The 21274-nt window shown below is 47.3% G+C and carries 16 protein-coding genes; 11 read left to right on the top strand and 5 right to left on the bottom strand.

From position 1 onward, the window contains the following. The first annotated feature begins 21 nt into the window (after window positions 1–21). The 8 genes from zapE to WH96_RS14805 all read left to right on the top strand — a co-directional run bounded on the left by zapE (window position 22) and on the right by WH96_RS14805 (window position 10524). A complete protein-coding gene (gene zapE, locus WH96_RS14840) occupies window positions 22–1143 on the top strand; it encodes a cell division protein ZapE (protein ID WP_047764970.1) in 1122 nt (373 codons plus the stop codon). 219 nt (window positions 1144–1362) lie between these two features. Next, window positions 1363–1680 carry a TraR/DksA family transcriptional regulator gene (locus tag WH96_RS14835; protein WP_047764969.1) on the top strand — a complete coding sequence of 106 codons (318 nt, stop codon included), beginning with the start codon at window positions 1363–1365 and terminating at the stop codon, window positions 1678–1680. A gap of 211 nt (window positions 1681–1891) precedes the next feature. Beyond that, complete coding sequence (mdh, locus tag WH96_RS14830; protein ID WP_047765056.1) at window positions 1892–2851, top strand: malate dehydrogenase; 960 nt, start codon at window positions 1892–1894, stop codon at window positions 2849–2851. A gap of 294 nt (window positions 2852–3145) precedes the next feature. Beyond that, window positions 3146–4342: an ADP-forming succinate--CoA ligase subunit beta gene (gene sucC, locus WH96_RS14825; protein WP_047764968.1), complete on the top strand. Its 1197-nt coding sequence runs from the start codon at window positions 3146–3148 to the stop codon at window positions 4340–4342. Window position 4343: 1 nt separating this feature from the next. Further along, a complete protein-coding gene (gene sucD / locus WH96_RS14820) occupies window positions 4344–5219 on the top strand; it encodes a succinate--CoA ligase subunit alpha (protein WP_047764967.1) in 876 nt (291 codons plus the stop codon). Window positions 5220–5276: 57 nt separating this feature from the next. After that, on the top strand, window positions 5277–8213 hold the full coding sequence (locus tag WH96_RS14815) for a 2-oxoglutarate dehydrogenase E1 component (RefSeq protein ID WP_047764966.1): 2937 nt from the start codon (window positions 5277–5279) through the stop codon (window positions 8211–8213). 110 nt (window positions 8214–8323) lie between these two features. Next, window positions 8324–10012: a 2-oxoglutarate dehydrogenase complex dihydrolipoyllysine-residue succinyltransferase gene (odhB, locus tag WH96_RS14810; RefSeq protein WP_047764965.1), complete on the top strand. Its 1689-nt coding sequence runs from the start codon at window positions 8324–8326 to the stop codon at window positions 10010–10012. A gap of 158 nt (window positions 10013–10170) precedes the next feature. Then, complete coding sequence (locus tag WH96_RS14805) at window positions 10171–10524, top strand: hypothetical protein (RefSeq protein ID WP_047765055.1); 354 nt, start codon at window positions 10171–10173, stop codon at window positions 10522–10524. A 149-nt stretch (window positions 10525–10673) separates the two neighbouring features. Here the strand turns inward: WH96_RS14805 and WH96_RS14800 are convergent, their stop codons facing one another. Together WH96_RS14800 and WH96_RS14795 are read right to left on the bottom strand one after the other, a co-directional pair. Continuing rightward, window positions 10674–12035 (bottom strand): alanine/glycine:cation symporter family protein, encoded by a 1362-nt coding sequence (locus WH96_RS14800; RefSeq protein ID WP_047764964.1) that lies wholly within the window; start codon window positions 12033–12035, stop codon window positions 10674–10676. 253 nt (window positions 12036–12288) lie between these two features. Next, window positions 12289–12921, bottom strand: a complete 633-nt coding sequence (locus WH96_RS14795) for a helix-turn-helix domain-containing protein (RefSeq protein ID WP_047764963.1) — start codon at window positions 12919–12921, stop codon at window positions 12289–12291. Between the two features lie 404 nt (window positions 12922–13325). Here WH96_RS14795 and lpdA point away from each other — a divergent pair, with 404 nt between their 5' ends. After that, complete coding sequence (lpdA, locus tag WH96_RS14790) at window positions 13326–14726, top strand: dihydrolipoyl dehydrogenase (RefSeq protein ID WP_047764962.1); 1401 nt, start codon at window positions 13326–13328, stop codon at window positions 14724–14726. A gap of 171 nt (window positions 14727–14897) precedes the next feature. Then, the gene (locus WH96_RS14785; protein WP_047764961.1) at window positions 14898–16145 is read left to right on the top strand and encodes an MFS transporter; all 1248 of its coding nucleotides are present in this window, start codon (window positions 14898–14900) and stop codon (window positions 16143–16145) included. Here WH96_RS14785 and WH96_RS14780 read toward each other — a convergent pair. The 3 genes from WH96_RS14780 to fsa form a co-directional block, all read right to left on the bottom strand. Then, window positions 16142–17059 carry a tyrosine recombinase XerC gene (locus tag WH96_RS14780; RefSeq protein ID WP_245629497.1) on the bottom strand — a complete coding sequence of 306 codons (918 nt, stop codon included), beginning with the start codon at window positions 17057–17059 and terminating at the stop codon, window positions 16142–16144. The two genes, WH96_RS14785 and WH96_RS14780, sit on opposite strands and share 4 nt — an antisense overlap. A gap of 85 nt (window positions 17060–17144) precedes the next feature. Next, window positions 17145–17870 (bottom strand): DUF484 family protein, encoded by a 726-nt coding sequence (locus WH96_RS14775; RefSeq protein ID WP_047764959.1) that lies wholly within the window; start codon window positions 17868–17870, stop codon window positions 17145–17147. Window positions 17871–17890: 20 nt separating this feature from the next. Then, the gene (gene fsa / locus WH96_RS14770; protein WP_047764958.1) at window positions 17891–18547 is read right to left on the bottom strand and encodes a fructose-6-phosphate aldolase; all 657 of its coding nucleotides are present in this window, start codon (window positions 18545–18547) and stop codon (window positions 17891–17893) included. Window positions 18548–18865: 318 nt separating this feature from the next. Between fsa and WH96_RS14765 the strand changes: the two genes are divergently transcribed. Next, window positions 18866–21097, top strand: coding sequence for a primosomal protein N' (locus tag WH96_RS14765; protein ID WP_047765054.1), 2232 nt, complete (start codon window positions 18866–18868; stop codon window positions 21095–21097). Window positions 21098–21274 lie beyond the last annotated feature (177 nt).

Genomic DNA, 21274 nt, shown 5'->3' with positions numbered 1-21274 from the left:
AAGCTTGGGAATCTCCTTTTTATGAGTGAAGGTCCACTCTTTCTCTATCGAGATATGCGGAATGCGGGTGAACTTCGCCCTGATCAAACACAGGAACTTGCCGCTGAAAAGTTGCAAAGCCTGTATCACGCGTTGAAAAATTATCAACCGTCCACCGGAATGGGTGGATGGAAAGAACGCCTTGGCCTGGGTCGGCGGAAGGTGACGCCGCCGCAAGGACTATATCTTTTTGGTGGGGTTGGTACGGGAAAATCCACAATTATGGATATGTTTTTCTCCGTCGCTCCAACAGAGCCGAAGCGACGCGTACATTTTCACGCCTTTATGCAAGAAGTCCAAGAGCGGCTGCACAAATGGAGAGAAAAGCATAAAGGCACACGGGCTGATCCCTTGCCGGATGTTGCTGCTGAGTTGGCAGAAGAGGCTTTGCTACTCTGTTTTGATGAGTTCCATGTGGTGAATATTGCTGATGCCATGATTTTAGCCCGCCTGTTTGAAGCCTTGTTCGAAAAGGGTGTTGTTGTTGTTGCAACGTCAAACTGGCCACCGGATCGTCTGTATGAAAATGGACTCCAGCGCGATAGCTTTTTACCTTTCATCGATCTTTTGAAAGAACGATTGGACGTGCTTCAGCTTGATTCCGGAATTGATTATCGGCTGGAGCGAATGAAAAACCTTCCCGTTTATCACAGCCCGTTGAGCGATGAAGCCAATCAGGCCTTAGAGGGCGCTTTTGCTCAATTGACAGAGGGCGCACAAGCTGAGGAAGACATCCTGCATATTAAGGGGCGTAAGCTTGCAATAGCCAAGACAGCTCGCAAGGTTGCTTTTGTGAGCTTTAATGAGCTTTGCGCGACTGCTCTTGGTCCTGGGGATTATTTAACGATCGCCAAGAGATATCATACGCTGATTATGTCGGATATCCCTGTCATGGGATCAGAGAATAGGGATAAAGCGCGCCGCTTCATGTCCTTGATTGATGCATTGTATGAACATCGGTGTAATCTGGTTGCTGCTGCGACGGCTGAACCAGAAGAGCTTTATCCCAGTGGCGATGGGGCTTTCGAATTTGAACGTACTGTCAGTCGGCTTCAAGAAATGAGATCGCAGGAATATATTATCCAGCCTCATGTCGATGTTTAATAGGCCTTCTCATTGGGAGTGAACATGCTCTTCTAGGTAATGCTTCCTTTAAATAGCAAAAAGCTTTAAACTGGTAAGTAATGAGAGTGAGCTCTGATGAGCTATGAACTTGTGATCCTTTATAGTGCTGACTTGAGTCAATGACACGTTGGACGCAAGTGACATAATCCCAATAGTGCTATCAAAATCAATAGAACTATCAGAAGGGAGTCTGTGCAAATGCCTGATCTGAATAAAGTTAAAGCCAGTCTAAAAGCTCGAATGGAAGAACTTGGTGTTCGGGTGGACCAAATAGAACATGATCTTCGGGAACCTCATAGTCAGGACTGGGGCGAGAACGCGACAGAAAGCGAAGGTGATCAGGTTCTGGAAGGGCTTGAAGAGGCGGGGTTGGACGAAATTAATCAGATTCGAGCTGCGTTGACGCGGATAAAAAATGATACCTATGGTATTTGTTCTGATTGCAGCGAAGTTATTCCGGAAGGCCGCTTGCTTGCTCTTCCTTATGCAACAACCTGCGTAAACTGTGCTGAATAGTTCTGATCAGCAAAGAGTGATTGGATTGACCCTTTTGATAAAGATCACCAAAATTTGAAGATGAGGAGTCTGTGTGCAATGCAACAAAGTTCCTTGCTCCAAATGGGGATACGCGCTAGGACTCCCTGTGTATTCTGCAGGTTCTTTAACCTGCGACGCATTTGATCGAGGGCCCGATCGGGTCGAAGAAATCCTGATAAGGACAGAAATCATGGCACGTAAAAAGATCGCGCTTGTTGGTGCTGGTAATATTGGCGGCACACTTGCTTTGTTAGCTGGAATGAAAGATTTGGGCGATGTCGTTCTTTTCGACATTGCTGAAGGTATTCCTCAGGGTAAGGCGCTAGATCTTGCCCAACTTTCTCCTGTAGAAGGTTTTGATGCTGATCTTAAAGGGGCAAACGACTACGCTGATATTGCTGGTTCTGATGTTGTTATCGTAACCGCTGGCGTGGCACGTAAGCCGGGCATGAGCCGCGATGACCTCTTGGGTATTAACATTAAAGTTATGCAGTCAGTTGGTGAAGGCATCAAACAGCATTGTCCAAATGCTTTTGTGATCTGCATTACCAATCCGTTGGATGCCATGGTCTGGGTTCTTCAGCAGGCGTCAGGCCTTCCGGCAAATAAAGTCGTTGGTATGGCTGGGGTTCTTGACTCTGCTCGCTTCCGCCACTTCCTTGCCGATGAAATGAATGTATCTGTTGAAGACGTGACGGCATTCGTTCTTGGTGGTCATGGCGACACGATGGTACCAATGGTTCGTCACTCAACTGTTGCCGGTATTGCACTTCCAGAACTCATTAAAATGGGTTGGATGAGCCAGGAGAAACTGGATTCTATTGTTGAGCGTACAAAAAATGGTGGTGCTGAGATTGTTGGATTGCTGAAAACCGGATCTGCTTTTTATGCACCTGCAGCGTCTGCAATTCTAATGGCAGAAAGCTATCTGAAAGATAAACGCCGTGTTCTGCCATGTGCTGCCTATCTCGAAGGTCAGTACGGTGTTGATGGTATGTATGTTGGCGTGCCGGCAATCCTAGGTGCAAACGGCGTTGAAAAAGTTGTTGAGATCGATCTGGATGCTACAGAATCTGCGCTTCTTGCCAGTTCTGTTGAAGCTGTAAAAGGCCTCGTTTCAGCTTGTAAGGATATTCAAGCAAAAAGCTAATAGGATACTGTGCATTGCACAATTAAACCCTCTTGCGATTGAGAATATGAAGGGGCGTTGTTGACCAGAGGTCGCAACGCCCCTTCTGGTTTCCGACAATCCGCGTCATTTTATACCAATTTTCCGACAAAAATTGTTGCGGTGCGGTTGCGCTCTGGGTCCGGGGTGTTAATCTATCGCTAAGTATCTGTCGTTATGCTCTTAACAAATTAAGTGTATATTGCTGGTGCTAGGGTTTTCGGACTCGTTAACCATATTGAAAAAATAAAACCAATTGAGGCTTTGTGGCGTCCCATGAACATTCATGAATATCAAGCTAAAGAGCTGCTGAGAAAATACGGTGTAGCTGTTCCCCGTGGATCAGTTGCTTTTACACCGGAAGAGGCAGAAAATGCAGCCCGCGAACTGGGCGGCCCAATCTGGGTTGTAAAATCCCAAATCCACGCAGGTGGACGTGGAGCAGGCCGTTTCACCGACGACCCTGATGGCGACGGTGGAGTTCGTCTCTGCAAGACGCTTGATGATGTGAAAGAAAACGCGCGCAAGATGCTCGGTCATACCCTCGTGACAAAGCAGACTGGCGCTGTCGGTAAAGAAGTGAAACGCCTTTATATCGAAGAAGGTTGTGACATTAAACGTGAACTCTATCTCGGTATGCTGATTGACCGCGCGACCAGCCGCGTGACGATTATGGCATCTACCGAAGGTGGGATGGAAATCGAGGAAGTGGCCGAAGCCACACCTGAAAAAATCCTTAAAGTTGCGATTGATCCTGTGGAAGGTTTTATGCCTTACCATGGACGTAACTTAGCTTTTGGACTTGGCCTTGAAGGTAAACAGGTCGGCGCGGCTGTGAAGTTCATGGCGACAATGTACAAAGCCTTTATGGATCTCGATGCCAGCATTGTTGAGATCAACCCATTGGTTGTTACCGGTGCAGGCGACATCATTGCACTCGATGCGAAAATGAACTTCGACGATAACGCACTTTTCCGTCACAAAGACGTTGCAGGCATGCGTGATGAAGACGAAGAAGACGCGAAAGAACTTGAAGCGGCTCGTCATGAATTGAACTACATTTCACTGGATGGTGAAATCGGGTGCATGGTGAACGGTGCTGGTCTTGCGATGGCGACGATGGATATCATCAAGCTTTACGGTAGCGAACCTGCTAACTTTCTTGATGTTGGTGGTGGCGCAACGAAAGAGCGTGTGACCGTCGCTTTCAAGATCATTCTATCTGATCCTAACGTTAAGGGCATTCTGGTTAACATCTTTGGTGGTATCATGAGATGTGATGTGATTGCCGAGGGCGTTGTTGCAGCAGCCCGTGAAGTATCTCTCAGCGTTCCATTGGTTGTTCGCCTCGAAGGTACAAACGTTGATCTTGGTAAGAAAATTATGGCGGAATCCGGTCTCCCGATTATTTCTGGTGATGACCTGGCTGATGCTGCTGAAAAAGTGGTCAAAGCCGTGAAGGAGGCCGCGTAAAATGTCGGTACTAGTTAATAAGAATACTCGTGTGATCTGTCAGGGCTTCACAGGTGCACAGGGAACCTTCCACTCTGAGCAAGCAGTAGCTTACGGCACAAAGATGGTTGGTGGTGTTACGCCGGGTAAAGGTGGCACAAGCCATCTGGATCTGCCTGTTTTCAACACGGTTGCAGAGGCCGTTCATACGACAGAAGCAAATGCATCTGTTATTTATGTACCACCACCCTTTGCTGGCGACGCTATTTTGGAAGCCGTTGATGCGGGCGTTGAATTGATCGTTTGTATCACAGAAGGTATTCCGGTTCTTGATATGGTGCGTGTAAAACGTGCTCTGGAAGGATCAGGATCTCGCCTGATCGGTCCAAACTGCCCAGGTATTATTACGCCGGATGAATGTAAGATCGGTATCATGCCGGGACATATCCATCAGCGTGGTAAAATTGGTATTGTTTCCCGTTCCGGTACCTTGACCTACGAGGCTGTGGCACAAACAACGGCTGCGAACCTTGGTCAGTCAACCTGTATTGGTATCGGTGGTGATCCTGTCAACGGTACAAACTTTATCGATTGCCTGGAACTCTTCCTGGAAGATGATGAAACGCAGGGCATTATCATGATCGGTGAGATTGGTGGTAGTGCTGAAGAAGAAGCAGCAGAATTTTTTGCTGCCTCTAAAGTGAAAAAGCCAATTGCTGGCTTTATCGCGGGTGTTACGGCACCTCCTGGCCGTCGTATGGGCCATGCCGGTGCAATTATCGCTGGTGGTAAAGGTGGTGCAGACGACAAGATTGAAGCCATGAAGTCAGCTGGCTTCCATGTTGCAGATTCTCCTGCTAGCCTAGGCAGCACTATGCTGAAAGCGATGCAAGGATAACAACCTAATATTGGAGGGAGCCGAACTGGTACCCTCCAGTTCGGCTACAGGTTATAGATGGCGAACACTAATGTTGGGCATGAGGCCCGCTATTTTGGCCCGAAAGCAGGCGAACTGGCTGATCTCTATGCCCAGTTCATAAGCCGCCCTGATTCAGTTGATGCAGGGTGGCAGTCTTTCTTCTCTAATTTGGAAGAAGATGCCAAAGATTTGCTTGCGGGGATTCACGGTGTTAGCACCGTCCCGGTAGCTCCGGCACAAGCGAGTGGCGTGCCGTTGAGCGATGAAGAAAATCGGCGCGCAATCCTTGATTCAATTCGTGCTTTGATGTTGATACGGGCTTACCGGGTTCGTGGTCATCTCGAAGCAAATCTTGATCCTCTTGGGTTGAAACCGATTAATCCACACCCCGAACTTGATCCAAAAGCTTATGGTTTTAGCGATGCAGATATGGATCATCCGATCTTTATCAATGGTGTTCTAGGGTTGGAAACGGCGACACTTCGTCAAATCGTAGAACGTGTTCGTAAGACCTATTGTGGTAAAATTGGTGTCGAGTTTATGCACATCCAGGAACCAGAGCAGAAAGCCTGGATTCAGGAGCGCATTGAAGGCATCAACAACCGGACAGATTTCACAGCCAAAGGCAAACAGGCTATTTTAGAACGTTTGTCCGCGGCTGAGATTTTTGAACAATTCCTTGGCAAGAAGTACACAGGAACCAAACGCTTTGGTCTTGATGGTGCCGAGACAATGGTGCCGGCGCTTGAACAAATTCTGAAACGAGGATCTGCCCTTGGTCTGGAAGAAGTTGTTTTGGGCGTCGCGCATCGCGGACGTCTGAACATACTTGCCAATCTGATGGGAAAACCTTTCCGCGCGATTTTCAGCGAATTTAAGGGTGGGGCAGCGAACCCGGAAGACGTTGGTGGTTCTGGCGATGTTAAATATCACCTCGGCACATCATCCGATCGTGAATTTGATGGGAACTCTGTTCACCTTTCCCTTACGGCTAACCCGTCTCATCTAGAAGCGGTTGATCCCGTCGTTATTGGTAAGGTTCGCGCGAAACAGGACCAAAAGAACGATACGGATCGCAGTAAAATCATGGGCATTTTGCTTCATGGAGATGCTGCTTTTGCTGGACAGGGGCTTGTTCCTGAAACTTTGGATTTGTCTGAGCTTGATGGTTATACGACGGGTGGAACGATCCACTTTATTGTAAACAACCAGATTGGCTTCACAACTGATCCTGTTCATTCGCGTTCCGGTCCTTACTGTACGGATGTTGCGAAGGCTATTCAGGCGCCGATTATTCACGTAAATGGTGATGATCCTGAAGCTGTGGTTCACGTCGCTCGTATTGCGATTGAGTACCGCCAGACCTTTAAATCTGATGTGGTTATCGACATGTTCTGCTATCGCCGCTTTGGTCATAACGAAGGCGACGAGCCAACATTCACACAGCCGCAAATGTACAAAAAGATCGCACAACAACGTTCTGTACGTGAACTGTATGCCGAGCAGCTGTCGTCAGAAGGTATGGTTACCAAAAGCGAAATTGATGCGATCAGCAAAACATGGTGGGACAAGCTGGAAGAAGAATTCCAGATTGCGGAAGGCTATAAGCCGAACAAGGCTGACTGGCTGGAAGGCAAATGGTCTCATATCGGCGCCGTTCGTGGATATGATGCCCGTCGCGGCGATACCGGTGTTGAGCTGGACCTTCTTAAAGAAGTGGGCAATACACTCTGTAAAGTTCCCGATGGATTTAATATTCATCGCAAGTTAACCCGTCAACTCAAAGCCAAACAGGCAATGATTGACAGTGGTGAAGGCTTGGATTGGGCGACGGCCGAGGCTCTTGCCTATGGTACTTTACTTGTTGAAGGGCACCCCGTTCGCCTTTCTGGGCAGGATTGTAATCGCGGAACTTTCTCACAGCGTCATGCTGCATGGATTGATCAGCAAGATCAGTCTGAATACAAGCCTTTAAACAATATTCGCTCTGGTCAGGCAGATGCCGAGATCATTAACAGCCCTCTCAGCGAGTTGGCAGTTCTTGGTTTTGAGTATGGTTATTCATTGGCTGAACCTGATGCATTGGTTCTGTGGGAAGCACAGTTTGGTGATTTTGTGAATGGGGCACAGATCATTATTGATCAGTTCATCGTATCAGGTGAGTCGAAATGGTTGAGAATGTCCGGTCTGGTCATGCTTTTACCACATGGATATGAAGGGCAGGGCCCAGAGCATTCATCTGGTCGCGTTGAACGTTTCCTACAGTCTTGTGCTGAGGATAATATTCAGGTTGTAAACTGTACAACACCGGCGAACTATTTCCACGTTCTGAGGCGTCAGATGCATCGCGGTTTCCGTAAGCCATTGATTATTATGACGCCAAAGTCGCTTCTTCGCCACAAGCGTTGTGTTTCCAATTTGGAAGACATGTTACCGGACACCTCGTTCCACCGCGTTTTGCCGTGCAACGTAAAAGTGAATCCGCCGAGCAAAATTAAGCAGGTCATTCTTTGTACGGGCAAGGTTTATTACGACCTTCTCGACGAACGTGAGAAGCGTGGCATTAATAATGTTCACCTTATTCGCCTTGAACAGCTTTATCCGTTCCCGGCCGAAGCACTGTCTCAGGCGCTTAAAGGCTATGAACATTGTGATCTGGTCTGGTGTCAGGAAGAGCATCGTAATATGGGGGCTTGGTCTTTTGTTTCAACTTTCATTGAGGAAGTTGCAGAAGAAATGGGCTTTGAAAATTACCGTCCTCGCTATGCTGGCCGTAAAACTGCAGCCTCACCTGCAACAGGGTCTGCCAAGAAGCACGCGCTTCAGTTGGAAGCTCTATTGGATGATGCTTTTACTTTGGGTAAAAAAGCCATGAGCCGTATTCAGACTCGTAAAGCTGAAGAACTTGAAGCCAGAGATGCTGCGGCGACAAAAGTGGAAAAATTACGCCCGGTTGCGAAAGCCGGAGAATAAATAGAAAGGGTGACCTGTCCCGGGTCACCCTTTTTCTTAACGGACGATCTGATACAGATGTCAGCGCGTTCAAATTACACATAGTATAATAAACATAATAGAGACAAAAAATGGCCACCGAAATAGTCGTTCCGGCACTAGGGGAATCTGTAACAGAAGCAACAGTTGCTAAATGGCTTAAACAGCCTGGCGAAGCCGTTGCTATGGATGAAGCTATTGTGGAACTTGAGACAGACAAGGTCACATTGGAAGTAAATGCGTCAGTTGCTGGTGTACTCGAAAATATTGTTGCCAATGAAGGCGATGATGTTGAAGTCGGGGCTGTACTGGGATCAATCGCAGAAGGGGTGGCAGCTTCTGCATCCGCCCCGTCTTCTTCGTCATCAGAAAAAGCGCTTTCAAAAGAAGAGCCTTCGGTTGAAACTGCTAAAACAGAAGAACCAACTGCTGTTGAGGCAACGGGCGATCCCGTCGAAATTCCTGTGCCCGTTCTCGGGGAATCCGTGACTGAAGCAACCGTTGCACAATGGATGAAGTCCGTTGGGGATGCTGTTGCACAGGACGAAGCGATTTGTGAACTTGAAACCGACAAAGTCACACTGGAAGTGAATGCGCCCATTGCTGGTGTCTTGACATCCATTGCTGCAGAGGCTGATTCAGATGTTGGTGTTGGTGCAATTCTTGGTGTTATTACGCCTGGATCTGGGGGGGTGAAAGCACCTTCTAAGTCCACGACATCTGGTTCAACGGCCCCGTCACAAGACACACCCCAGGCTGCCGTAGCAACAGGTGATAGTTTAAATCCGTCCGAAATCACCGGGAGCGGCGCCGGGGGGAAAGTCACAACAGCAGATTTGGTTTCTTTTCTTGAGAATAATACCTCGCCAGCTGCGATGACATTGCCGCCAGCAGTCGGAAAATTGATTGCAGAAAACAATCTTAATCCGCATCAAATTAAGGGTACTGGCAAAGACGGTGCCTTAACAAAAGGTGATGTTCTAGAACATCTGAAGAATCCACCTTCAGCGCCTGTGCCAATTATTCCCACTGGGACAGCACCTGCGCCAGCAGCAGCAAATGCTTTGGCCTCAGCAACTCCAGAGCGTGAAACACGTGAGAAGATGTCAAAGATGAGAAAGACAATTTCTCGTCGTTTGAAAGAAGCTCAGAACACCGCTGCGATGCTGACGACATTCAATGAAATTGATATGTTTGCAGTAATGGATGCGCGTAAGCAGTACAAAGAAGCTTTTGAGAAGAAGCATGGCGTTCGTCTTGGCTTTAACAGTTTCTTTGCCAAGGCAGTTGTTCAGGCGTTACAGGATGTTCCATCTGTGAATGCGCGTATTGACGGTGATGATATCGTTTACAACAACTTTTTTGATATCGGGATGGCTGTTTCTACGCCATCTGGATTGATGGTCCCTGTTATTCGGGATTGTGATAAGAAGAGCTTTGCCGAAATCGAGGGTAGTCTCGGTGATCTTGCTAAAAAAGGGCGTGATGGCAAACTCGGCATGGATGACATGACGGGTGGCAGCTTTACAATTACAAATGGTGGGGTTTTCGGCTCGCTGCTTTCAACGCCAATTCTGAATATGCCGCAAGCTGCAATCTTGGGGTTACACAAAATTGAAGAGCGACCAATTGCTGTAAACGGGCAGGTTGTTGTTCGTCCGATGATGTATACGGCCTTGAGTTATGACCATCGTTTGATTGATGGGCGTGAAGCCGTAACATTCCTTGTACGTATCAAGGAATGTATGGAAGATCCTCAGCGCCTTTTGTTGAGCATGTAAGCTCACTGTGAATTGCAAGAAACAGGGAAGCTTCGGCTTCCCTGTTTTGTTTTGTATGCTACTTATGAATGGTTACTTGGTGCCGTCATCTTTTGCAGATATGATACAGCAATGCTTGCTACGTTCTTGTTTTAGGGCGTTTGAAAATGGGGGTTGGTATGAGCGATGGTACACTGAACCTGGATAATCTTATCGACGGTAGTGGTTATGCCGATTTTGAATTGGATCTGACTGGCCTGGATCTGAGGCATGCGCTGGAGTCCATCCGGCAAATGATTGAGCGCCAACGTCGACGTCGTGAGGTGCGATCTGTATTGATCCGCCTTGACCCACCTGTACCCGGTGAGGGTGAGACACTCTTTCGACCTGTGGGAAAGCATCTGGTGGAGCTTCTCAAAAAAGAAATGATTTCTCGTGTGAAGCCTTATGCAGACAAGGAGTGTTCCGGCTTTGTCATTCACATACCTGCAGGTAAGGAAGGCGATATCAGCGAAGACGAGGCTGAAAGTTAATTCATAAATCATAAATATCGATAAAATGGACCTTAACAAAAAGCCTCTGATACTTTCGTACCAGAGGCTTTTTGTATGCTCGTTAATGAGCTGGCGCAGGTAATCAGGCTGGATAAAGAAAAATTACCCAGCCTCTATCAGGTATACGCTTAACTTTCTTTCTTCTCGACTTCTTTGTTTTCGAAGTATTCCTTAGTCAGTTTGAAAACCACAGGACTTAGGAGAAGAAGCGCAATCAGGTTTGGTAGTGCCATCATTGCATTTAGCGTGTCAGATAGTAGCCACACGAAATCGATCTTGAGGAAAGCACCGACAAAAACAGCTACACACCAAACAATTCGGAACGGCCAGATTGCTTTGGTACCGAACAGGAAGCTGATGCACTTTTCACCGTAGAAGCTCCAACCAAGAATCGTTGTGAAAGCAAAGATGGAAAGCACGATTGCAATCATGTAGTTACCAACGCCAGGTAGGGCAGTTTCAAAAGCGAGAGAAGTCAAGCTTGCGCCGTTCTCGCCACTTGTCCATGCACCACTGGTGATAATAGCAAGGCCAGTGATGGAGCAAACGATGATGGTATCGATGAAGGTACCAAGCATCGCAATACTGCCTTGGCGAACAGGATCGTTGGTTGTTGCTGCAGCATGTGCAATTGGCGCGCTTCCCAAGCCAGCTTCGTTAGAGAAGACGCCACGAGCAACACCAAAGCGGATCGCCAACCAAACAGTTGCACCAGCAAACCCACCTGCACCAGCAATTGGTGTGAAGGCGTGGGTGAAGATAAGACTGAAGGCTGCTGGGATTTCGGCAGCATTGATGACAAGTACAATCAAACCACAGGCAATGTAGATGATCGCCATTGCTGGAACCAGTTTACCAGCAACAGAACCAATGCGTTTGATGCCACCCAGGATAACAGCTGCGGTTAGAATAAAGAGAATACCGCCTGTTACTTCGGAAGGAAGTCCAAAGGATGTGTTGATTGCTGCAGCAATAGAATTGGACTGAACCATGTTGCCGATACCAAAACCTGCAATAGATCCAAAGATAGCAAAAGTAGGTGCTAGCCAGTACCAACCTTTGCCCAAACCGTTTTTAATATAGTACATTGGGCCACCAACGTGGTCGCCATTGTCATCTTTTTCACGATACTTAACGGCCAGTACAGCTTCCGCATACTTGGTTGCCATACCGACAAGTGCGGTACACCACATCCAGAATAGCGCGCCTGGGCCGCCAATAAAGATGGCTGTCGCAACGCCGGCAATATTTCCTGTCCCGATTGTGGCGGATAGTGATGTCATCAGTGCGTTAAAGGGGCTGATTTCGCCGTCATCACCAGTTTTCTCTCGACCTTTCCAAAGTAAAGAAAAGCCGTAGCTGATTTTACGCAGAGGTAGAAAAGTTAATCCGATCTGTAGAAAAAGACCCGTTACGAGAATAAGGGCAAGCATAGGAGCGCCCCATACAATCCCGTTGATTTCATTAATAATACTTGTAAGTGCTTCCATAATTATCCCCTAGTTCGCCTGTTCTAAAAGCAAGCGAAACTGTTTGGCGCGCTGTGTTTGCTGGACGATCACGCACTCAATTGGTTGATAAGAGTTACTCTGCTGGGAGCTGTTCTATAAATCGTATGGTCGATTTTTAATTATGGAGGTTTTATCCTATCGGAAACATTTGTGCAACATAGGATTTGGTAACTTAAATAAAAAAGATGTGAGATATCAACTAAATTCCTGAAATATTAATAATATCAATTGTCTAGTATAGGTGTGGTGTTGATACCCAAATGATAATGGCGTCCTGAGGACTGGTGGATATACAAGCATGCCCCATGCCGCTATCGTAATAAAGGCTATCGCCTTCGCTAAGGGAAATTGGTTCGTAGAACTCAGAGTAAAAAGTTAGTTCTCCTTCTAGAACATAGAGAAATTCCTCGCCATTGTGACGAACAAGTTCGCCAAAATCGTCCATGGACCGGGCACGAATTGTACTCTTGAAGGGAATCATACGTTTGTTGATGATTTCTGTACAAAGCAGTTCGTGTTGGTACGTTGCTGTAGGGTGCTCTTTTCCTTCATTTTTTCTGGTAACGGTTCTGCGCCCAACATTTGTCTGAAGGTCACCCTTGGTAAAGAGCTGAGGGATATCAATCTCCATACCAGTTACCAGTTTTTGTACGACCTCAAAGGTTGGTGACATCTGATCGTTTTCGATCTTTGATAAGGTTGAGCGTGCCAAGCCCGTTCGTTTAGAGGCTTCTTCCAATGTCCAGTTTTTGTTCTTGCGGACATCTCGAAGGCGCGTACCGAGTTTCAAAGGTTCCAGAGTGCGTTCTGCGCCTGAAATAGTTGCTTTAGGTTCGACGATTCTCGGTGTTTCTTTGCTCGGCATAGCCTGTCCCAACTTATTGAATTCTCGTTATTATATAGTTGTTTTACCTTTTAGTGGAGAATTTTCTAAAAGTTTCCTATAAGAAATATTTGATCTCTATAGGGATGTTGTTATTCTCACCTGAGATAAAACGCTGTTTAGTAGCGGAACCCAGCTTATTGCGTTATTTTCTCGGGAAACTTGAACATGGCCTTTATACAATTCCTTACTTAAAGGGAGGCTCTTATAAAGTCAGTTTTCTGAGAAATTATTGCATCTAGGCTATATCGTTCGGGTTTCCTATGCTATCCAGATAAACGAAATCAAATAGCGTATAGCCGACTTGATGTAATAGTCTTGCTGACATCTTACAGGTTTGCATCTCACCAGGGTAGCCCCTGGATACGGAAAGGATCCTTAGAAAAATGAGTGAAGCTCTTTACGACCTGGTTATTATTGGCGGTGGCCCGGGTGGATATGTTGCTGCAATTCGTGCCGCTCAACTTGGCCTTAAAACGGCTTGTGTTGAAGGTAGGGGGACATTGGGCGGAACCTGTCTGAATGTTGGGTGCATGCCATCAAAAGCGCTTTTGAATTCTTCTGAGAAGTTTGTGGACGCACAAAAGCACTTTGCTGAGCACGGTATTAAAGGATCTGTTGAACTGGATCTGGAAACAATGCTGGGACGTAAGGACAAGGTCGTTGATGATCTGACCAAAGGTGTTGAATTTCTTTTGAAGAAAAACAAGGTCGATTATATCAAAGGTTGGGGATCTATTCCAAAAGCTGGCGAAGTTCTTGTAAAGAGCGATGATGGCGAACAGATTCTCAAAACCAAAGATATTTTAATTGCGACAGGCTCTGAATCAACGCCTTTGCCCGGCATTGAAACAGATGAAGAGCAGATTGTTACGTCGACTGGTGCGCTTTCTTTGAAAAAAGTGCCTGAACACATGGTCGTTATCGGTGCTGGTGTCATCGGTCTGGAGCTTGGATCTGTCTGGTCCCGCCTTGGGGCGCAGGTAACGGTTGTTGAGTTCCTTGATAAGATCCTTCCCGGTATTGACGAAGAAACAGGTAAGCTTGCCAAACGTGTTTTGGGTAAACAGGGCTTGAAATTCAAGTTGGGTATGAAGGTTACTGCTGCAGATAAGGTTGGCGACAAAGTTAAGCTGACAATGGAATCTGTTAAAAAAGGTAAAGTTGAAGAGCTAGAGGTTGATACTGTTCTGGTTTCTATTGGACGTCGTGCCTATACATCCGGCCTTGGTTTGGAAGAGCTTGGTGTTGCTATGGAACGTGGCGTGATTCAGGTGGATGGTAATTTCAAAACTTCTGTCGATGGTATCTACGCGATTGGCGATTGTGTTCCCGGTCCAATGTTAGCGCATAAAGCAGAAGAAGATGGTGTTGCCTGTGTGGAAACCCTTGCGGGTCAAAAAGGTCATGTAAATTACGAACTGGTACCTGGTGTTGTCTATACGCATCCTGAAATTGCCACCGTTGGTAAAAGCGAAGAAGCCTTGAAAGAAGCTGGCGTTGCATACAACGTTGGTAAGTTTCCCTTCAGCGCCAACAGCCGTGCACGTGCCATGGGTGAATCAGACGGGCAGGTAAAAATCCTGTCTGATGCAACAAGTGATAAAGTCCTTGGTGTTCATATTATTGGACCTGCTGCGGGTGAGTTATTATCCGAAGCTGTGGCTGTGATGGAATTTGGTGGTTCTGCAGAAGATATTGCCAGAACCTGTCACTCGCACCCAGGTTTGAGTGAAGCCGTTAAAGAAGCTGCTCTGGCAGTTGATAGGCGCGCAATTCATATTTAGGTTTTATATTAACCTAAGAACTTCCGTTTATACGGTTAAAGGGTAGCCTTGTGCTGCCCTTTTTGATTCCAGATCATTTGATGGTGTTTCCTTGCTATGAGCGGAATTAAGTCTGGACAATTTAGGGTCAACGCGGCTTATCATCAGGCGATAGGATTTGGGGTTGGATAAATGCTTGACGGAAGCACAGCTAAAAAAGCGACACTATTGATTGCAGTGATGTGCCTTTCTCAGGTGTTGGGGATGTTGGATAATGCAACCTTTTCGGCCTTGATCACTCTTTTTCAACAAAAATGGCAACTCAATAATACCGAAATCGGTTGGATTAGCGGTATTTACTATGGGGGGTATGCAGCGGCTGTTCCTCTACTTGTTGCTTTTACTGATCGTGAAGACGCCCGAAGAATTTATCTTTACTCTATGGCTTTGGGAGGTCTGGCCGCTCTCGGCTTTGCTTTCTTGGCCGGTGGGTTCTGGGGGGCGATGTTCTTTCGGCTTTTTGCCGGAATCAGTCTTGCCGGTACTTATATGGTTGGCCTTAAGTTATTAACTGACCTTATTCATGGGAAGAAAGAACAGAGTAGGGCTGTGGCCTATTATACGGCGCACTTTGCCATTGGAACCGGTGTCTCCGTTTTTGTGGCGGGGGAGGTCTGGGAACTCTTGGGATGGCAATGGTCGTTCATTGTTGCGAGTATTGGCAGCTTCTTTGCTTGGTTAGTCGTTCTGCTTTTTGTTTCCAAAGGCCTGAAACCTGAAGAGCATATCCCCTTTCGTGAGATTGTTAATTTCAAACCAGTTATCACCAACCGACCTGCCCTTGGTTATATTCTCGCCTATGCAGCACATTTGTGGGAGCTTTTTGCCCTTCGAGCCTGGTTAGTTGCGTTCCTTGTCTTTTCTCTCTCTTTACAGCCAGCGGGAAGTTTTGATTGGAGTCCAACGCAAATTGCCTCGTGGGTCTTTTTGTTAGGTCTTCCGGCGAGTGTAATCGGCAATGAGTTCTCGGTACGTTTTGGGCGCCGCAAGTTATTAACAGTGGTAATGGGCGCATCAGCTCTGATTGGCTTTGGGATTGGATTTTCTGCCAGCTTGCCTTTTGTCGTTGTTATCGCGGTCTTCACGATCTATGGCATATCCGCAACAGCTGATTCGTCTTCTCTAACGTCAGGTGTTGTTGCCAATTCTGATCCCAAAAGGAAAGGGGCAACGATGGCCTTGCAATCACTCGCGGGCTTTGCGGCGGGATCGTTGTCGCCGATAGTTTTCGGGGCAGTACTGGATTTGTTTGGTGGATCAGAAAGTACCTTGGCGTGGGCAGCTGCCTTTTCTACAATGGGCATCGGCGTGCTTCTAGGGCCGTTGATTATTCATAAGTTTGGCCGTCTAAAACCCTTGTCACAAGGGCAAGCCCATTAAGTGTTATTTTTCGCGCTGGGGTGAGCTTTGTCGTACACCTTTAGCAATTCGTCGGCATCGACATCGGTATAGCGCTGTGTTGTCGAGAGAGAATTATGACCCAGTAGTTCCTGTATGGCTCGTAGATCGCCGCCGTTGGAAAGCAGGTGGGTGGCAAAGCTATGACGAAGGGCGTGCGGCGTTGCTGTTTCTGGCAAATTAAGTAAGCCACGAAGCTTTTGTGTTTGGAGCTGTATAATTCTTGGCGAAAGCCGTTTTCCTTTTACCCCAAAGAAAAGGGGAGACCCTTGGCCTTTTGGGTAGGGGCAAGAGGCTTGGTAGCTTGCTATGGCATCAGCAACAATAGGTAGCATTGGCACCAAACGTTCTTTGTTTTTTTTTCCCATAACACGAAGAGAATCTTGCCCTCTCCGTGGTGCGTCTTCCTGATTTAAATCCAGCGCTTCAGAAATGCGTAGGCCACACCCATAGAGAAGAAGGAGAACTGCCTGATCTCTCAGACCAACCCATGTGTCGCTCTGTAGTTCAGGGCTTTGACCCATCACCTGTTGGGCTTCTTCTTTGGTGAGGGCCTTGGGGACGGCATGTGTTTTTTTCGGTGTGCGGAGAATATCAAGGGCATGGTTATTGATCAGCTGTTGTTTGTTCATCCATTTAAACAGCCCTCTGACAGCAGACAGTGCGCGGGCTGTTGAGGTTTTATTTAAATTTTGTCCGCTTCGGGCAGCAAGCCATGATCTAAAGTCACGGATGTGAAGTTGATCCATGGATTTTAGGGTAATGGTATGACCACTGTGTTCGGCAAGAAACTTTAGAAAGGCCCGAATATCTTGCGCATAGGCTTCGATTGTTTTGTCCGAAGATCTTTTTTCGTTGCGATGCCAACTGAGCCAATCTTCAAAAGCAGTTTGGATATCGTCATTCCAGGGGAGAACAGTAAGATCTATTTTGGATATTTTTTTTGATGCCTTTTTTATGGTTCTTCCCTTTATGTGCTAATTATTCAGGCAGTTTAAGCCAGGTTCTGATTGTGTTCTCAACAACCGAACCTATGAAGCGAATTAGTTCGGTGCCCTGGCCAGGTTCAAATTGATCGTCTCGTTGTGACCCGAACGCCAGCATGGCAGGCGGGGTTGTCGATGAGATATGGAGCCTGATCAAAGCATCGGATTGGATAAGGGGCGCCATAGTGCCGTAAAGGCAGACATCGCCTTGTATGTGACTGCGCAGAACTGCGGGCTGCCCACTGCCAATCAATCCATCCACCATGTCTGGGAGGAGGCAGGATATACCTTCTACGGGGGCGGCAACATCCGCGTCACCGGGTTGTTCGACGCCAATGGCGATCGCGTCCATCCCCATGATGATGGGAAGCTCTGTGCTGATAATATCAATAAGATGTTCGAAGTTTTTTGCAGAAATCAAAGCTGTTACAGCCCGATGGGTTCTGTCTTGAGTCAGCTTGTTGTGATGACTTCTTGATATGACGACATCGCGCTCTCTGGTTACCTGAGCAAGTTGATTGCGCAACTTTTCGATCATGTGCTGTTGAAGATCTGCAAGACCGCGCCCTTCTGTTTTTCCGGGTATCTCAAGGGTGTCTATGACCTGGGGATGTTGCACCAGAAAATCCGCATGTTGCCGAAGATATTTTTCGACGTGACGCGCAGTGATGAGAGGTTCTTTGGCTTGATCTGTCTCTACATCCTGAGAAGGGCTGCTCATAATCTTGTCCTACACCACTTTTAGAGGATGGATTGGCCGGTTTTTTTCCAGTCAGCCATGAAGGATTCTAAACCCTTGTCAGTTAATGGGTGCTTGAACATTGCACGAAGCACAGCAGGTGGAATTGTTGCTGTATCGGCACCCATTTTCGCAGCCTCAACCACATGAAGTGGGCTGCGTGTAGAGGCAACCAGAACCTTCGTACTGATATCCGGATAGGCACTGTAGATTTCAACGATGTCAGAAATCAGCATCAGGCCATCTTGCGCCAAATCATCAAGGCGACCGATGAACGGCGAAATGTATGTTGCGCCAGCTTTTGCAGCCAACAAAGCCTGAGCGGAAGAGAAACAAAGCGTTACGTTTGTGTCGATGCCTTCGTCTGAGAAAGTTTTACAGGCTTTCAGTCCATCCGGTGTAAGTGGAAGTTTTATCACAATGTTGTCTGCGATTGCGGCCAGCTTGCGACCTTCAGAAATCATGCCGTCATATTCAAGCGATGTAACCTCTGCACTTACGGGACCGGGTACAACGTCGGCAATTTCCTTGATAACCTCAATAAACTGACGGCCACTTTTCGCGATCAGGGACGGGTTTGTCGTTACACCGTCAACAAGGCCAGTTGCAGCAAGTTCGCGAATTTCGTCGATATCCGCAGTGTCGATAAAGAATTCCATCAATCAATCCTGTAATAATATGTATCGTTCTGGTGTTTACCCGGAAATGCTTTCCAGGATAACAGAGCATGTTGTCTGTCCGTAAGATAGCGTGTTACTGCCTGAGGTCCAGAGTTCCTGTATATATAAATCATGAATGTGCGAAGGGAAAGTGAACGATAGAGTCTTGGCGTATCGTTTATATCTTAATGAGCAGCTTTCTGATTTTTCTTCCTTGTCATTGAAGCTTCTATAGGCAAAGGCTAGGACATAATTTTTTAGCGCAAGGGATAACGATTCGTGCAGGATGGTGGTCAAGGACAGGCTTTATTTGAGGAGATGAATAAACAACCTCTTCGTTGCCGGGTGCAGGTTATCCTTCCTATCGAAAGGCCTTATGATTACCTCTTACCCTATGGATCTGACGGAATTCAGGTAGAATTAGAACCGGGGCAAGTTGTAATGGTTCCTGTCGGGCGGCGTATCTTGCCGGGTGTTGTTTGGGATGGTGTCGCGGATGAGAATGTTCCCCTAAAAAAATTAAAAGAAATTGCTGAAGTCTCTGAAGTCCCAACACTACGAGAGGAGCTGCGGAAATTTGTCGAATGGGTTGCGAACTATACCCTTTCTCCGCAAGGTTCTGTTCTCAAAATGGCTTTGTCTGTTCCTCAGGCGCTGGAAAATCTGGTAGGACAAAAACTTTATCGTCTGGTTACTGATAATCCCAAAGAAGAAGGTGACGCTGATACGGGGAAACCTCGTCTGACAAGCGCCCGACAGAAGGTGATCGATGTTATCACTGATAGCGGCGGTTGGACTTTGGCTGATCTGGCAAGAGAAGCAGGTGTTTCCAGTTCTGTCGTTAAGGGGTTAGAAAAACTTGGCTTGATTGAAAGCTATTTTGATGCACCCGATTTTTCTTTCTCAGTACCAAAACCTGATGCAGTAGGGCCTGTGTTATCACCTGATCAAAAGGCTGCCTCGGATGATTTGGTCAGCAGGGTTCAGGATCAAGCTTTCTCAACTGTTGTTCTGGACGGTGTTACCGGATCGGGTAAAACGGAAGTTTATTTTGAAGCTATAGAGGCGGCGATAAAAGAAGGGCGGCAGGCATTGGTGTTGTTGCCTGAAATTGCGCTCTCTAGTCAGTGGTTAGATAGGTTCAAAAAACGATTCGGGGTTGCGCCTGCTGAGTGGCACTCAGACCTGACTCCTGCTTTGAGGCGGAAAACCTGGCGCGCGGTTGCTGCGGGTAAGGCGCCAGTTGTGGTTGGTGCGCGCTCGGCTTTGATGCTTCCTTATCGTGATCTCGGACTTATTATTGTTGATGAAGAGCATGAGGGATCCTTTAAGCAGGAAGACGGCGTTTATTATCACGCAAGAGATATGGCAGTTGTTCGGGCAAAGGGATGTAGCTGTCCAATTGTTTTGGCATCTGCAACCCCGGCGCTTGAGACGATGGTTAATGTGCAGAACGGGCGTTACGAGCGTTTGATTCTTCCTGGGCGTCACGGTGGCGCTGGGATGCCGGATGTTGAGCTGATTGATCTGCGTTTTGACAAGCCAGAGCGACTACAATCTGGTCCCGGTTGGTTATCACAGGCACTTCGTGGGGCTATTCGCCAAACTCTCGAGGCTGGCGAGCAGGCGATGCTCTTCCTGAACCGTAGGGGGTATGCCCCGCTTACACTTTGTCGAACCTGTGGTCATCGATTGCAGTGCCCGCATTGTACGGCTTGGTTAGTTGAACATCGACGGTTCCGGCGATTACAGTGCCATCATTGTGGCTTTTCTGCTTCATTGCCTGAGAATTGTCCTTCTTGTGAAGCTGAAGACTCTCTCGTTCCCTGCGGTCCGGGGGTTGAGAGAATCGTAGAAGAGGCTAAGTTGCTTTTTCCCGAGGCAAATGTTGCTTTGATGGCCAGTGATACTATGACGTCACCTGCGGCAACCAAAGCGATGGTTGATCGTATCCAGAATAGAGAAGTTAATCTTCTGGTCGGTACACAGGTTGTGGCAAAAGGCTATCACTTCCCTTTTCTAACGCTCGTCGGCGTAGTGGATGCCGATCTTGGTTTGTTTGGCGGTGATTTAAGAGCTGCTGAGCGAACCTTCCAGTTGTTGCATCAGGTTGCCGGGCGTGCCGGGCGTGCCGAACACAAAGGGCGGGTGCTACTGCAAACCTCTGATCCCAAGCACCCTGTGATGCAGACTCTGAAAGAGGGAGACCGCGACAAGTTTCTGGAAATTGAAGCAGAGACGAGAGCGCGTGGTCATTTGCCCCCCTTTGGACGTTTGGCAGCTGTTATCGTATCTGGCCCTGATGAAAGCGAGTTGGATAATTTCTGTGCCAGCCTTGCCAGATCGATTCCCCAGATCGACGGAGCGCAAATTTTGGGACCTGCGCCTGCACCACTTGCTTTGTTGCGTGGAAAGTTCAGGCGGCGATTCTTGATCATGAGCAAAAGAACTATTGCCCCGCAGGGCATAGCGCGAAGCTGGTTGGCCCAACTTAAAGCACCGTCACGAATCAAAGTCATTGTCGATATTGACCCATACTCTTTTCTCTAGTTTCTGGTCTTTAGTTTCTAAAGCAGTATGGTCACGTCACATACGTTCCTTCTCGGATATCTCACTGTTTTCGGCTTGAAGGCCCTCCTTAATTACGCACTCTGAATGTCGTAATTAATCTCATAAAGTGGCGAAGATTTAGCAGTAAAAGTTTTTTTCGTAAAATTACGATTAAAA

Origin of the sequence: Kiloniella spongiae (assembly GCF_001026905.1) — a bacterium.
Lineage (GTDB): Bacteria > Pseudomonadota > Alphaproteobacteria > Kiloniellales > Kiloniellaceae > Kiloniella > Kiloniella spongiae.
The sequence above is the reverse complement of the archived record's forward strand: the minus strand, read 5'-3'. Positions and strand labels throughout refer to the sequence as shown.